The organism is Acidobacteriota bacterium, assembly GCA_034211275.1.
In the GTDB taxonomy this organism is placed as follows: Bacteria; Acidobacteriota; Thermoanaerobaculia; order Multivoradales; family JAHZIX01; genus JAGQSE01.
On sequence record JAXHTF010000009.1, the window covers coordinates 1 to 14,962 of the forward strand.

Sequence of the window (14,962 nt, forward strand, 5' to 3'; positions counted from 1 at the left end):
GGACGATCAGGTGGGTGGCCCCACCTACACCGTCTATCTGGCCCGCGCCCTGGCGGATCTGGCGGCCACCGACGCCGCCGGCATCGTGCACTATCAGAATCAGCCGCCGGTTTCGTGGTTCGGCTTCACCCGGGAGATCGTCCGTCTGTGGAATCCGGAAGTGGAGGTGGTGCCCGTGACCAGCAACGAATTTCCCCGCCCGGCGCCCCGTCCGGCGTACTCCGTGCTCGACATCAGCCGCTTTGAACAGCTGCTGGGGCGGCCGGCGGAGTCCTGGAGTGCCGGTTTGGCCGAATACCTCGCGACCCTGCGGGCAAGGAGCAATTGACCGATGAAAGCCTTGATCACCGGGATCACCGGTTTCGCCGGCTCCCATCTCGCGGAGCTGCTACTCGCCGAGCATCCGGAAGTGGAGCTCTATGGCATCTACCGCTGGCGCAGCCGCACCGAGAACATCGACCACCTGATGGACCAGGTCGACATGACCGAGACCGATCTGCGCGATTATTCGTCGGTGCACAAGGTGCTGGCGGCGGTGCGGCCGGACGTCATCTTCCATCTGGCGGCGCAGAGCTACGTGCCGTCCAGCTGGTCGGCGCCCACCGAAACCCTGACCACCAACATTACCGGCCAGACCCACCTCTTCGAGGCCATCCGGGCTCTACAGCTGGATCCGGTGGTGCAGATCGCCTGCTCCAGCGAAGAGTACGGTCTGGTCAAGCCAGAGGAGACGCCGATCCGGGAGACCAACCCGCTGCGGCCCCTGTCTCCCTACGCCGTCTCCAAGGTGGGTCAGGACTTGCTGGCGTACCAGTATTTTCAGAGCTATGGCCTGAAGGTGATCCGCACCCGCGGCTTCAACCACACCGGTCCCCGGCGGGGGGAGGTCTTCGTCACCTCTAATTTCGCCAAGCAGATCGCTTCCATCGAGGCCGGCCTCCGGGAACCGGTGATCCGGGTGGGCAATCTGGAGGCGGTGCGCGACTTCACCGACGTGCGGGACATGGTGCGCGCCTACTGGCTGGCGGTGACCCGTGGCAAGCCCGGCGAGGTCTACAACATCGCCACCGGCGACGGCATCACCATCCGCGAGCTCCTCGACCGCCTGCTCGCTCTGAGCACGGCGGAGGTGCGCATCGAGGTGGATCCGGAGCGTCTGCGGCCTTCGGACGTGGAGATCCTCATCGGAGACAGCTCGAAATTCCGGGCTGACACCGGCTGGGAGCCCAAGATACCCTTGGATCAGACCCTGCAGGACATCCTGAACTATTGGCGCGAGCGCCTGGCGAAAGAGGCTCAGTAAATGCTCCTACGGAGCGGATCGGGATTGACCCAGTCTGGAATGAGCCCGTCGAGAGTCGGCCAATGGAGCATGGGCTCGCCATGCGCTTCCTGATCACCGGCATCAGCGGCTTCGTCGGCTGCCACCTGGCTCGTCATCTCGTCGATAGCGGGGCGGAGGTGGTGGGCACCTGCTTGGGGGCGTGCCCGGAGCTGCCCGGGGTGAAGGTCTACGATGCGGATCTCCTCGATCCGTCGGAGCTCGCCCGGGTGGTGGAGGAGGCGAACCCGGAGGTGGTGGTGCACCTGGGGGGGCGAAGCCACGTCGGGGAGTCCTGGAAGAAGATGGCGGAGCATTTCCAGGTCAACGTGCTGGGTACCGAGAACCTGCTCAAGGCCGCCGCCGGCCGGCGGGTGGTGTTGGCGTCCAGCGCCGAGGTCTATGGCCGAGTGCCGGAGGCTCAGCAGCCCATCGGGGAGGAGCAGCCGCTGGCGCCGCGCACCCCGTACGCTCTCACCAAAGCCGCTGCCGAGCGCCTGGCCCTGGGGGCCGGTGCGGTGGTGGTGCGCTCGTTCAATGTCGTCGGTCCCGGGCAGGCGCCGCAATTCGCCCTGCCGGCCTTCACCGCTCAGCTGGCGGCCATCGAAGCCGGGCGTCAGGAGCCGGTGCTGAAGGTGGGCAACCTGGGAGCGCGGCGCGATTTCGTCCACATCGCCGACGCCGTCAGAGGCTATCGCCTGGCGGCGGAGCGGGGCGAGAGCGGCGGTGTTTACAACCTGGCCACCGGCGTTGACCACAGCGTGCGGGAAGTGCTCGAGAAGCTCATCCAGGTCTCCGGTCTGAAGGTCGACGTGGAGCAGGATTCGCGGCGGGTGCGGCCGGTGGATGTGGCGCTGCTGCGCGGTGACAGTCGCCGCCTGGAAGCTTTGGGATGGTCGGTGGAGTTTGATCTGGACCGAGCGCTGGAAGATTTGTGGGCGGCGCGAACGCTGCCGGTGCTGGAGGTGCCGCCATGAACGCTGACGGTGGAAGCGCGGACGTGGCGAGCTTGGGCCGCGCTAGCTCGGGCCTGAGCCGGGGCGAGGTGCTGCGCAAGCTGGTGCATATGTCGGTGGGTTTCATCGCCTTCGCCGTGCGCCCTCTGGGGCCGATGCTGGCCGCCCTCTGCGCCCTGGCAGCGCTGCTCTTCAACCTGCTGATCCTGCCGCGCATCGGCGGCCGGAGCCTGTGGCGGGAGGCTGAGACGGCGCGGGGCATGTCCTTGGGCATCGTGTTCTACCCGCTGACGGTGCTGATCCTGATCCTCGCCTTCCACCAGCGGCTGGAGGTGGCTGCAGGGGTTTGGGGCATCCTCGCTTTCGGCGACGGTATGGCCTCGCTGGTGGGCATGGCCCTGGGGCGCCACAAGCTGCCCTGGAATCCCGGCAAGAGCTGGCTCGGCTCGCTGGCCTACGTCTTCTTCGGCACCCTCGCCTGCGCGGTGTTGGTGCAGTGGACCGCTCCCGACCGCTACTCCCTCGTCTTTGCGCTGGCGATTTCCTTCGGTGCCGCTCTCTTCGCGGCCATCCTCGAGTCCCAGCCCCAAGGCCTGGACGACAATATCGGGGTCCCGCTGCTCACCGGCTTGTGGCTCTACTGCTTGTTGCTGGCGGAGAATACCTGGGCGAATCTGCTGCAGCCGGACATGGCCTCGCAGCTGGCCATCGCGGCGGCGGTCAATCTGGTGCTGGCGCTGGCGGGCTACGCTGCCCGCTCGGTCAACCTGTCGGGAATGATCGGCGGCTTCCTCATCGGCACCGCCATCTACGCCTGCCTCGGCTGGCAGGGCTATCTACTGCTCTTGACCTTCTTCATCCTCGGCACCGCCTGCACCAAGCTCGGCTATCGGCGCAAGGCGGAGCGCGGTCTGGCCCAGGAGGGCGGAGGCCGCCGCGGTGCTCGCCATGCGGTGGCCAATACCGGGGTCGCCGCCGCCTGTGCTCTCTTCGCCCTGATCACCCCCAACACCGAGATCTTCGCCATCGCTTTTGCGGCGGCTTTCGCCACCGCATCGGCGGATACGGTGTCCAGCGAGATCGGCCAGCTGTGGGGCCGCCGCACCTTCCTCATCACCAATCTGCGGCCGGTGCCGCCGGGCACCGAGGGGGCGGTGTCGTTGGAGGGTACCCTGGCGGGGCTCGCCGGGGCGGCGCTGGTGGCGGTCTTGGGGGCGGTGCTGGGGCTCTTCGGCCCCGGCGCGGTCTTGGTGGTCACGGTGGCGGCCTTCGTCGGCACCACTCTGGAGAGTCTCGCTGGCGCGACCCTGGAGCGGCGCGGCCTGCTGGACAACGAGGCGATCAATTTTCTGAACACCCTGGTGGGGGCCCTGACCGCGGCGGCGCTCGTCCCGCTGTTACCGTAAGGCCGCTGCTACCCTGAGGCCGCTGCCGCCTTGAGGCCTTTGCCGCCTTGAGCCTGCAACCCCGCCCGCTGATTCGAGACTTCGAGGATTCGTCGTGAGCAAACTCCAGAGCTATCTCCGCTTGGCCCGGCCGTTCACCCTCTTGCCGCCGCTGCTGGGCATCGTGTCCGGCGCCGTCTGCGCCTTCGGCTCGGTGCACAACCCCGACCCCCAGAGCCGCCTGACTCTGTCGGTGGTGCTGACGGTGGCGCTGGGCTCGCTGTGCGCCAGTTTTCTCAACGCTGCCTCCAACGCCATCAACCAAATCTACGACCTGGAGATCGACCGCCTCAACAAGCCCGACCGGCCGCTGGTCACCGGCGCCCTGAGTCTGCGGGAGGGGTGGATTTTCACCTGGGTGATGTATGTGTTGGCGCTGGTGCCCACCTGGCTGGTGGTGGTTTACCCCTACAACACCTGGTCGGAGAAGCTCGGCGCTCCCCTGGCCTACCACGAGACCTTCTTCATCTACCTGGCGGGGCTGGTCTTCACCTTCGTCTACTCCGCCCCGGTGGCGGGCCGCACCAAGGCGCGAGGAGTGTGGGCGAATCTCACCATCGCCATTCCCCGGGGGGTGCTGCTGAAGGTGGCGGGGTGGGCCATGGTGGCGCACATCTTCCACTGGGAGCCCTGGTTCATCGGCGCCATCTTCGGCATCTACCTCATCGGCGCCTCGGCGACCAAGGATTTCGCCGACATGGAGGGGGATCTGGCCGGCGGCTGCAAGACCCTGCCCATTCTCTATGGGGTGCGCAAGGCGGCGTGGATGATCAGCCCGTTCTTCGTTCTGCCCTGGCTGCTGTTGCCGGTCGGAGCCTATATGCCCGATCCCCAGAACCCGGAGCATCCCATCCTCACCGGCAACGCGCCTTTCCTGGTGATGTTGGGGCTGTTGCTCACTGTGTGGGGGGCCTACACGGTGTACTTGCTGGTGCGCGATCCGGATTCGCTGGCGCGCACCGAAAATCACCCCTCCTGGACCCATATGTACTTGATGATGATGGCGGCCCAGGTCGGTTTCGCCGTTGCCTACCTGCTCTGAGCCCAAGGCTCTAAGCCCGAGGCTGCAGGGTCACTACCTCGCCCCCGTTGGGTGTCGACGGCGAGGGTTGGGTACAATGTCGGCGCCAAGAAGGGAATTACCGAGATGAGTCAGCAAGACGGGAGCCAGTGGCAGGAGGGCGCGCCGGAGGCGCGACTGGAAGGCGAGCTGGTGGATCCGGAGGTCCGAGGCCTGCCGGAATCGGAGCGCCTGTTGAGCTTCTACGACCGCCTGCGCCAACGCATGCTCGACGCCGCCGAGGGCCGCGCCGGCGAGAAGGGCCAGCGGGCGGCGGATTTGCTACTGGTGGTTCCGGATGTTTTCCTGCTCCTGGTACGCATGGTCCTCGACCGGGAAGTGCCGCGGGGCACCCGCAACCTCATTGGCGGGGCGCTGCTCTACTTCCTCGTGCCCATGGATCTGTTGCCCGAGGCCTTCATGGGGCCTTTGGGGTTCACCGACGATCTGTTGCTGGCGGCGGCGGTGCTCAGCGCTGCCATGGGGCCGGCCCTCGAACCCATCGCTGAGCGCCATTGGAGCGGTCGCCCGGGGGTGCGTAGAGCCCTCGGGGATGCCGCGGTTTCCGCCCGGGCGCTACTCGGCGAGCCCATCCTCAAGCGCATCGGTCGGCTCCTCGAGCGCCGAGGCATCGATCTCGATGAGACGGTCGACAGAAAGAAGGCCGAGGTGCGGTGAGGGTGGCTTAGCGACAGCCGGACGCCTTTTTCCGGCCGGTGCGGGTTTCGGCGGACGGCCGGATGCTCTACAATTCACCGGACCGCTGTTGAAGGCTGCCCCCGCCCGATGCTGGTCCGGGGGGCATAGGCTCTCGAGGAGGCTGGAAATCCTCAGGGTTTGTGCTAGAGTGCCGGCTTGTGAAACTTTTCACAAGGTCTTCGGCTCGGCCTGTGGCCCGAGTTCGGGAGACCGAGATCAACGAGAAATAAAGGCAGAGCAGTTATGGCCCAGATCTTCAAGCGCAGCGCCAATGCGTTGGCCCTGGCGAGCATCATCCTTGGCGGGACGCTGGTCGTCGGCACCCTGCTGTTGGTGTTCAAGCTGGCCCAGTCGCCGTTCATGACCGATCAGGGAGTGGTGATCAACCAGCCGGTGCCCTTTAGTCACGACCACCACACGGCGGTCTTGGGCATTCACTGTGGGTACTGTCACACCTCGGTGGAGAAGTCGGCCTTCGCCGGCATCCCGCCCACCGAAACGTGCATGAACTGCCACAAGCTCATCTGGAACGACAGCCCCATGCTCGAGCCGATCCGCGCCAGCTATCGCGACAACGAGCCCATCCGCTGGGAGCGGGTCAACGACCTGCCCGACTTCGTGTACTTCAACCACAGCATTCACGTCGCCAAGGGCATGGGCTGCAACACCTGCCACGGACAGATCAACGAAATGCCTCTGGTCTTCCAAGCGGAAACCCTCCAGATGAATTGGTGCCTCGACTGCCACCGCAACCCTGAGAAGTACGTACGGCCACGGGAAGAGGTTTACAACATGGACTGGGAATTGCCGGCGGGAGTCACTCAGGCGGAGCTGGGAGCCGAGCTGGTGGCGGAATACAACATTCAGCCGCAGGACACCTGCTCCACGTGCCATCGATGATTGCGGGGAGATGACCTTGAACGATCAGGAACAGAAATACGGCGAGCCGGCGGCCCCCGGCCGCGAACCGCGCAAGGCCTCACCCCTGCGCATCCTGCCCGAAGAGGCCCGTCCGGAATCGCCCGCCGCGGATGCGGCGCCGCGGCTGAGCTCCGCCACCGTGCGTGAGAGCCTCAAGGGAAAGAGCGGTCGCAACTACTGGCGCAGCCTCGACGAGCTGGCGCAGAGCGACGATTTCCAGGAGATGCTGCACCGGGAGTTTCCCCGGCAGGCCTCCGAGTGGGACGAGGGCGTCAGCCGGCGCCGCTTCCTTCAGCTCTCCGCCGCCAGCCTGTCGCTGGCCGGTCTCACCGCCTGCACCCGCCAGCCGTCGGAACGCATCGTTCCCTACGTCAAGCAGCCCGAGGAGATCGTTCCCGGACGTAGCCTGCACTTCGCCACCGCCTCCGTCGGGGGCGGCGGCTATGCCGTCGGCGCGTTGGTGGAGAATCATCAGGGCCGCCCCATCAAGGTGGAGGGCAACCCCGACCACCCGGCGAGCCTGGGCGCCGCCGGCGCCACCGACCAAGCGAGCATTCTCGATCTCTACGATCCGGATCGCTCGCGCAACGTTTTGCACCTGGGCCGGGCCAGCCAGTGGGCCACTCTCACCGCCGCCCTCGAGCCGCTGCTCGGGGCTCAGCAGGCGGTCGGCGGTGAAGATCTGCGGATTCTCACCGGCGGGGTCACCTCGCCGACCCTGGCGGCACAAATGGAGGCCGTGCAGCAGCGCTTCCCCTCCGCCCGCTGGCATCAGTGGGATCCCGCCGTCGGCGTTGCGCGGGAAGGCGACCGCCAGGCCTTCGGGGACGGCGTCGAGACCCACTACGACGTCAGCAAGGCGCAGGTCATTCTGTCTCTGGATTCGGACTTTCTGAGCGAGGGGCCTGGGCACCTACGCTACGCTCGGGACTTCGCCGCCAGCCGCAAGGTTCACGAGAACGACGGCAAGATGAGCCGGCTGTATGCCGTGGAGAGCACGCCCACCTCCACCGGCGCCGCCGCTGACCATCGTCTGCCGCTATCCGCTGCCGAGGTGGGGCGCTTCGCCCTGGCGCTCGCCGCCGAGCTCGGCGTGGCCGGAGCTCGCCAGCCAGCCGGCGGCTTCTCGTCGCCGGAGGCGGAGGCCTGGGTCCAGGCTGTGGCGGAGGACCTCCGCGCTCACGGTGGCAGCAGCCTGGTGGTGCCCGGCGCCTACGCTTCGCCGGCGCTCCACGTCATGGCCCACGCCATCAACCAGGCTCTGGGCAATGTCGGCACCACGGTGGTGGTCACCGAGGCGGTGGCGGCCCAGCCCGCGGGGGGTGCCGGAACCCTGGAAGAGCTCGTCGCGGACATGAACGCCGGCAAGGTCTCTCTGCTCTTCATCCTCGACACCAATCCCCTGTTCACTGCCCCGGCGGGCCTCGGCTTCGCCGACGCCGTGCAGAAGGTGGGGATGCGGGTGCACCTGGGGGCCTATGCGGACGAGACCGCCGAGTACTGCCAGTGGCATGTCCCCATGTCCCACTGGCTGGAGGCCTGGAGCGACGCTCGGGCCTACGACGGCACCGCGAGCATCGTTCAGCCCCTCATCGAGCCGCTCTATGAGAGCAAGTCCATCCACGAAATGACCGCGCTGCTCACCGGTGAGACCGGCTACTCCGGCTACGAGACCGTGCAGCGCTACTGGCAGGCCCAGGGCATGAGCGAAGCCGCCTGGCGCAAGGCGCTCCACGACGGCATCGTCGAGGGCAGCGCACTGTCGCCGCGGGGAGCCGCGGTGCAAGGAGCTGCCGTGTCCCGCGCCGCCGCCCAGCTGGAAGAGGCCTCGCCCGCCGGGGAGGGGAGCCTGGAGCTCACCTTCCGGCCCGATCCCTCGATCGTCGATGGCCGCTACGCCAATAACGGCTGGCTGCAGGAGGTGCCCAAGCCGCTGACCAAGCTAACCTGGGACAACGCCCTGATGATCAGCCCGGCGGATGTGGACCGTCTGGGGCTGGCGGGGGAGATGGACGAGTTCCACGTTCTTCCCCAACAGCTCCACGGCGATGAGAAGAAGGCCCAGCACCTGCTGGAGGCCAGTGGCAAGATGGTGCGGGTGAGCGTCGGCGACCAAAGCCTCGAGGTACCCCTGTGGGTGCTGCCGGGGCAGGCCGCGGGCACCGTCACCCTGCACCTCGGCTACGGCCGCCGCCGCGCCGGCGCTGTCGGCACCGGCACCGGCTTCGACGCCTATCAGCTGCAGGGAGGCGAGTCCCCCTGGCACCGCTCCGGGGTCACCCTCGAAGCCGCCGGCGGCACCTACGACCTGGCCTCCACCCAGCGGCACAGCAACATCCCGGTGGAGAGCGAGGAAGCTCACGACCGGCACCTGGTGCGCACCGCCTCCCTGGCGGACTTCCTCGAACATCCGGAGATCATCGAGGAGATGGGCCACGCCGAGATGGCCAAGCACAGCTTCTACGAGGGCTTTGAATACAACGACTACCGCTGGGGCATGATCATCGATCTCAACTCCTGCCTCGGCTGCAACGCCTGTGTGGTGGCCTGCCAGGCGGAGAACAACATCCCGGTGGTGGGCAAGGAGCAGGTGGCCCGGGGCCGCGAGATGCATTGGATGCGCATCGACCGCTACTACGAAGGCGGGGTCGACAATCCGAAAATGCACCAGCAGCCGGTGACCTGCATGCAATGCGAGCAGGCGCCCTGCGAGCTGGTCTGCCCGGTGGCGGCGACGGTGCACAACCAGCACGGCCTCAACGACATGGTCTACAACCGCTGTGTCGGCACCCGCTACTGCTCCAACAACTGCCCCTACAAGGTGCGCCGCTTCAACTTCCTGCTGTACAACAAGTCCAAGGATCCGGTCACGGCCATGGCCCGCAATCCGGAGGTCACGGTGCGTTCCCGCGGCGTGATGGAGAAGTGCACTTACTGCGTGCAGCGCATCACCAACGCGCGGATCGACGCCGAGGTGGAGGGCCGCCGGGTCGGCGGGGACGAGATCAAGACCGCCTGCCAGCAGAGCTGCGCGGCGGACGCCATCGTTTTCGGCGATCTCAACCAGGACGACTCCCGGGTCGCCCAATGGAAGGGGTCACCGCTCAACTACAGCTTGCTCGAGGAGCTGGGCACGCGGCCGAGGACCACCTATCTGGCCAAGCTGCGCAATCCCAACCCAGCGTTGGAATCGGAGGAGGGGAGCCACGATGTCCGTCACTGATCAGACGCTCGCGGCCCGGCCGGCGGAAGAGCCGCTGCTGGGGCCGGGGCACGACGCCGGCACCGTCACCGACGGCATCGCCGGCGTAGTCTTCGGCCGCACCCCTCTGTGGTGGCTCGGCGGCTTCCTCATCGCCGGCGCGGTGATGATGATGATGCTCTACGCCATCGTCTACCTGCTGCTGGTGGGTACCGGGGTTTGGGGCCTGAACATCCCGGTGGGTTGGGGCTTCGCCATCATCAACTTCGTCTGGTGGATCGGCATCGGCCACGCCGGTACCTTGATCTCGGCGATTCTGCTGCTGCTCAACCAGAAGTGGCGCATGTCCATCAACCGCTTCGCCGAGGCGATGACGCTCTTCGCCGTGGCCTGTGCCGGCATGTTCCCCATCCTGCACACCGGCCGTCCGTGGCTGGCGGTGTACTGGCTGCTGCCCTACCCCAACAGCATGGGCCTGTGGCCGCAGTTCCGCAGCCCGCTGATGTGGGACGTCTTCGCCGTCAGCACCTACCTGACCATCTCGCTGCTCTTTTGGTACATCGGCCTGATCCCCGATCTGGCGACCATGCGCGACAGCGCCAAGAACAGCATCCAGCAGCGCATCTACGGCCTCTTCGCCATGGGCTGGCGCGGTTCCGCCCGGCACTGGCACAACTACGAGTCGGCCTACCTGCTCCTCGCCGGCCTGTCCACTCCGCTGGTGCTCTCGGTGCACACGGTGGTGAGCTTCGACTTCGCCGTCGGCCAGCTCCCCGGCTGGCACGCCACCATCTTCCCGCCGTACTTCGTCGCCGGCGCCATCTACGCCGGCTTCGCCATGGTGCTGATCCTCGCGATCCCGCTGCGCAAGCTCTTCCACCTGGAAGACTTCATCACCATCCGGCATCTGGAGAATATGGGCAAGGTCACCTTGGCCACGGGCCTGATCGTGGTCTACGGCTACATGGTCGAGCTGTTCATGGCCTTCTACAGCGGCAACCAATACGAAGAGTTCATGATGCTCAACCGCATCACCGGCCCCTATCAGGTGCAGTGGTGGTCGCTGTTGCTGTGCAACGCCTTGGCCCCGCAGCTGCTTTGGGTGAAGAAGTTCCGCACCTCGCCGCTGATGCTCTTCATCGTCTCTCTCTTCGTCAGCGTCGGCATGTGGCTGGAGCGCTTCATCATCGTCGCCACCAGCCTGCACCGTGACTTCCTGCCTTCGTCCTGGGACCTGTACGCCGGGACGCGCTGGGATTGGGCCCTGTATATCGGGACCATCGGCTTCTTCCTGGCGCTCTTCTTCCTGTTCATCCGATTCGTCCCGGCCATCTCGATCTTCGAGATGCGAACCTTGCTGCCCAAGACCGAAAAAGGAGACGCCTGATGCACGCGGCTCAGGAGATCCCCAGGGTCTACGGCCTGATGGCGGAGTTCGACACCGCCGACGAGCTGGTCGAGGCCTGTCACCAAAGTCATGAGGCCGGCTACCGCAAGCTGGACGCCTACTCGCCGTTCCCGGTGGAGGAGGCCTCCCACGCCCTCGGTCATGACAAGAGCCCGATGCCCCTGTTGGTGCTGTTGGGCGGAATCGTGGGCTTTTTCACCGGCTTCGGCCTGCAGTACATCACCTCGGTGTTCGTCTACCCGATGAATATCGGCGGCCGGCCGTTCAACAGCTGGCCGGCGTTCATTCCGGTGACCTTCGAGGTGACCATCCTCATCGCCGGTGTCACGGCGGTGGTGGGAATGCTGGCGGTCAACGGCCTGCCCCGGCCTTACCATCCGGTGTTCAACCTCGAGGCTTTCAAGCGGGCGTCGCGGGATCGCTTCTTCCTCTGCATCGAAGCCGAGGATCCGCAGTACGACCGCCAGGGGACCGAGGAGTTCCTGCGCAGCCTGAATCCCAGGGAGGTTTCAGAAGTTGAGAACTAGAAACACCAACGCCCGCGTCCGGCTTTCCCGGCGCCTGGGTGTCGTGGGCCTGGCTCTGTGTCTGACGGCGGCGGTGGGCTGTCGTCAGGACATGCACGATCAGGCCAAATACGAGGCTCTGGAGGCCAGCACCTTCTACGCCGACGGCAAAGCCGCCCGCGATCTGGTGCCCAACACCGTGCCCCGCGGCTTCCTGCGCGCCGATCAGGCCTATTACACCGGCCTCGATGCCTCCGGCCAGGGGATTCCCGGCTTTCCCATGGACACCCTCAAGGCCAATTGGGGTGGCAATGCGGACGAGCTCAGCGATCAGGAGTTCACCCGCGTCGTGCTGCGCCGCGGCCAGCAGCGCTACGGCATGTTCTGCACCCCCTGTCACGGACGGGTGGGGGCCGGAAACGGCATGATCGTCCAGCGCGGATTCAAAGTGCCCACGTCGTTCCATGACGAGCGGCTCCGTACCTCGCCGCCGGGCTACTTCTACAACGTGATGACCGAAGGCTTCGGGCAGATGTCCAGCTATGCCCGGCAGATCACGCCGGAAGACCGCTGGGCCATCGCGGCCTATGTGCGGACGCTGCAATTCAGCCAGTCGGTGCGCACGGCGGATCTCAATCCCTCGGACCTGCAGCGGCTGGATGAGCCGCCCGCCGCCGACGACCACGGCGCCGGTGGCCATGGTGCCGCCGGCTCTGATTCCGGGGGGCACGGTGCCGCCGGGGGTGATCATGGCGCGGCGGGGGATCCTGCCGCCGAGGACCCGACCGCCGGTAATCACGGTGGCGACCACCAAACTGATGCCCAGGCGGGCGTTCCTGCGGGGGAGTAATGAGCCAGTCAAGCATCGATCTGACCGCGGAGAACTTCCAGGCGCCCAAATCCCTGGACCGGATCCAGATGGTCGCGTTGGTGGTGGGCATCGTCGGCGTTGCTGCCGCCGTCTTCGGCTACACCCAGAACCCGGACCAATTCTTCCGCTCTTACCTCAAGGCCTACGTCTTCTGGCTGAGCATCCCCCTCGGCTGCCTGGGCTTCCTGATGCTGCAGCATCTCTCCCAGGGTGCCTGGGGGCTGATCCCGCGCCGCCTCAACGAGGCCGCCGGCGCCACGCTGCTGTTGTTGGCGCCTCTGTTCATCCCCATCTGGTTCGGCCTGGAGAATATCTTCGCCTGGGCCCGCCCGGAGGTGATGGCGGAGAACCACCTCATCGCCAAGAAGGCGTGGTACCTGGATCCCGAGTTCTTCCTCCTGCGGGTGGTGATCTACTTCGCCGTCTGGTTGTTGCTCACCTTCGCCCTGCGGCGGCAGTCGAATCGCCAGGACAAGGGAGCGACGAAGCAGCAGATTCACACCATGCGCAACATCAGCGGGCCGGGTCTGGTGGTCTTCGTGGCCCTCGCCACGTTCGTCGCCGTGGACTTCCTGATGTCCATTGACGCCGAGTACTACTCGAGCATCTACGGTGCCTACTTCCTGATCTCCTGCGCCATCGCCGGGATGGCCTTCCTGATCCTGATGGAGAGCCATCTGGTGCAGCGCGAGCCCATGGCGCCGGTGCTCACCAAGCGCATTTTCCACGACCAGGGCAAGCTGCTGCTGGCCTTCACCATGGTGTGGGCGTACTTCTGCGTCTCCCAATTCCTCATCACCTGGCAGGGCAACCTGCCGGAAGAGGTCAAGTGGTACGAGCACCGCTTCGCCGGCGGCTGGGATTATGTTGCCGTCGCCCTGGCCCTGACCCACTTCGCACTGCCCTTCCTGCTGCTGCTGTCGCGGCCGCTGAAGCGCAACAATCGGACTCTGTCGGTGGTTGCGGTGCTGCTGCTGGTGGTGCATTGGATGGACTACCAGTGGCAGGTGGCGCCGCACTTCCACCACCACGCGACGGTGTCCTGGATCGACTTCGCCACCATGGCCGGCATCGGTGGGCTGTGGCTGTGGTTCTTCGTGCTGTTGTTCAAGCGCCGCCCCATCCTGTCGTACAACGACCCCTATCTGCCGGAGGCCCTCGACCATGCATGACTCACACACCGGGTCCAGCACCGAAGTCTTCGACGGCGAGATCAGCTATAAGCAGATCATCCAGTTCATGGCCTACCTGCTAGTCCTCACCGCCATCACCTTCGTTCTCATGTGGTGGATGCTCGAGGGCATGCGGAGCCGGCTGGCGAGCAACGACCCTGCTCCGTCGCCGATTCCGGAAGCCAACCAACCGCCGGAGTCGCCGGGGCCGCAGCTGCAATTCTTCCCGCCGGTGGCGGATATCGACCGGCTGCACGCCTGGGAAGACGAGCGCCTCGAGTCCTACGCCTGGGAGAACGAGGAAGCCGGCGTCGCACGCATTCCCATCGAGCGCGCCATGGAGATCATGGCCGAGCGTGGCCTGCCCCGAGCGGGCGAGGTGGACGACGTGAGCGCTGAGCTCTTCGGGGATCGGGCGGAGATGGCCACGGAGGTTTCCGGGGCCGGCGCCTCTTCTTCGGACGAAGGGGACGCTGCCCCAGAGAGCGGGGGTAGCGCTCAGTGATCCGTCGCCTTCTCATCGCGCTGGTGCTGGTGACGCTCGTCGTCGCCCTGCCCACCGTTGCCCAGCCGGCGCAGCCGGCGGCCAGCCGCGCGACCACCCCTGCCGACGCCCGCCAGGCGACTGCCAGCCAGATGCCGCCGGAGCTGCAAGGGGTGGGCTTTGAGCAGCGGCTGGGAGAGAGCCTGCCGTTGGATGCCCGGTTTACCGATGAAAGTGGCGTAGCGGTGACCCTCGGGGAGTACTTCGACGACCGCCCGGTGGTGTTGGCGCTGGTCTATTATGATTGCCCGATGCTCTGCGGGCTGGTGCTCAACGGCATGGCGTCGAGCCTCAAGGCGGTGGAGCTGACCCCCGGTGAGGACTTCGAAATCGTCGTGCTGAGCATCGACCCGGGGGAGACGCCGGAGATGGCGATGGAGGCCAAGACCAGCACCGTCGAGCGCTATGGCAAGGCCGACACCGCCGGCGGCTGGCATTTCCTCACCGGTGAAGAGGAAGAGATCCGCCGCGTGGCGGACGCCGCGGGCTTCACCTACCGCTACGACTCGCGCACGGATCTCTACGTGCACGCCGGAGGCCTCTTGCTGGCCACCGCCGACGGGCGTGCGGCACGTTACTTCTACGGGGTGGAGTATCCACCTCGCGACGTTCGCCTCGGCTTGGTCGAGGCGTCGGACAACCGCATCGGCTCGCCGGTGGATCGGGTTCTGCTGTTCTGCTTCCAATACGATCCTTCCACCGGCAAGTACAGCGCTGCAGTCCTCAACCTGATCCGCGCCGGGGGCTTCTTGACCCTGCTGGTGCTGGGCCTGCTCATCGGTCGCATGATCCTGCGTGAGCGGCGCCAGCGTCCGAGGTCGGACAACACCGCCAAAAGCAACCTAGGAACAGCCTGA

The 14,962-nt window shown here is 66.3% G+C and carries 14 protein-coding genes; all 14 read left to right on the top strand.

The features are described from left to right. Nucleotides 1-328, top strand: a 328-nt coding sequence (locus tag SX243_03165) for a sugar nucleotide-binding protein (protein MDY7091948.1), incomplete at its 5' end; no start/stop codon positions are given. Nucleotides 329-331: 3 nt separating this feature from the next. Further along, nucleotides 332-1,303, top strand: coding sequence for a GDP-mannose 4,6-dehydratase (locus SX243_03170; GenBank protein MDY7091949.1), 972 nt, complete (start codon nt 332-334; stop codon nt 1,301-1,303). Nucleotides 1,304-1,365: 62 nt separating this feature from the next. Continuing rightward, nucleotides 1,366-2,298 (top strand): GDP-mannose 4,6-dehydratase, encoded by a 933-nt coding sequence (locus SX243_03175; GenBank protein ID MDY7091950.1) that lies wholly within the window; start codon nt 1,366-1,368, stop codon nt 2,296-2,298. Continuing rightward, the gene (locus tag SX243_03180; GenBank protein MDY7091951.1) at nt 2,295-3,683 is read left to right on the top strand and encodes a TIGR00297 family protein; all 1,389 of its coding nucleotides are present in this window, start codon (nt 2,295-2,297) and stop codon (nt 3,681-3,683) included. The genes SX243_03175 and SX243_03180 overlap by 4 nt, the downstream gene beginning before the upstream one ends. A 94-nt stretch (nt 3,684-3,777) precedes the next feature. Further along, nucleotides 3,778-4,764: a UbiA family prenyltransferase gene (locus SX243_03185; GenBank protein MDY7091952.1), complete on the top strand. Its 987-nt coding sequence runs from the start codon at nt 3,778-3,780 to the stop codon at nt 4,762-4,764. A gap of 105 nt (nt 4,765-4,869) precedes the next feature. Next, nucleotides 4,870-5,460: a YkvA family protein gene (locus SX243_03190; GenBank protein MDY7091953.1), complete on the top strand. Its 591-nt coding sequence runs from the start codon at nt 4,870-4,872 to the stop codon at nt 5,458-5,460. 264 nt (nt 5,461-5,724) lie between these two features. Next, the gene (locus tag SX243_03195) at nt 5,725-6,381 is read left to right on the top strand and encodes a cytochrome c3 family protein (GenBank protein MDY7091954.1); all 657 of its coding nucleotides are present in this window, start codon (nt 5,725-5,727) and stop codon (nt 6,379-6,381) included. Nucleotides 6,382-6,397: 16 nt separating this feature from the next. After that, entirely contained in the window at nt 6,398-9,625 is a 3,228-nt protein-coding gene (locus tag SX243_03200) for a TAT-variant-translocated molybdopterin oxidoreductase (protein MDY7091955.1), read from the top strand. Continuing rightward, nucleotides 9,612-10,991 (top strand): NrfD/PsrC family molybdoenzyme membrane anchor subunit, encoded by a 1,380-nt coding sequence (nrfD, locus tag SX243_03205; protein ID MDY7091956.1) that lies wholly within the window; start codon nt 9,612-9,614, stop codon nt 10,989-10,991. Before SX243_03200 ends, nrfD begins: the two co-directional genes overlap by 14 nt. Then, complete coding sequence (locus SX243_03210) at nt 10,991-11,539, top strand: DUF3341 domain-containing protein (protein MDY7091957.1); 549 nt, start codon at nt 10,991-10,993, stop codon at nt 11,537-11,539. The genes nrfD and SX243_03210 overlap by 1 nt, the downstream gene beginning before the upstream one ends. Further along, nucleotides 11,529-12,368, top strand: a complete 840-nt coding sequence (locus SX243_03215) for a cytochrome c (protein MDY7091958.1) — start codon at nt 11,529-11,531, stop codon at nt 12,366-12,368. The genes SX243_03210 and SX243_03215 overlap by 11 nt, the downstream gene beginning before the upstream one ends. Beyond that, the gene (locus SX243_03220) at nt 12,368-13,561 is read left to right on the top strand and encodes a hypothetical protein (protein ID MDY7091959.1); all 1,194 of its coding nucleotides are present in this window, start codon (nt 12,368-12,370) and stop codon (nt 13,559-13,561) included. The genes SX243_03215 and SX243_03220 overlap by 1 nt, the downstream gene beginning before the upstream one ends. After that, a complete protein-coding gene (locus SX243_03225; GenBank protein ID MDY7091960.1) occupies nt 13,554-14,066 on the top strand; it encodes a hypothetical protein in 513 nt (170 codons plus the stop codon). The genes SX243_03220 and SX243_03225 overlap by 8 nt, the downstream gene beginning before the upstream one ends. Then, nucleotides 14,063-14,962 carry an SCO family protein gene (locus SX243_03230; protein MDY7091961.1) on the top strand — a complete coding sequence of 300 codons (900 nt, stop codon included), beginning with the start codon at nt 14,063-14,065 and terminating at the stop codon, nt 14,960-14,962. Before SX243_03225 ends, SX243_03230 begins: the two co-directional genes overlap by 4 nt.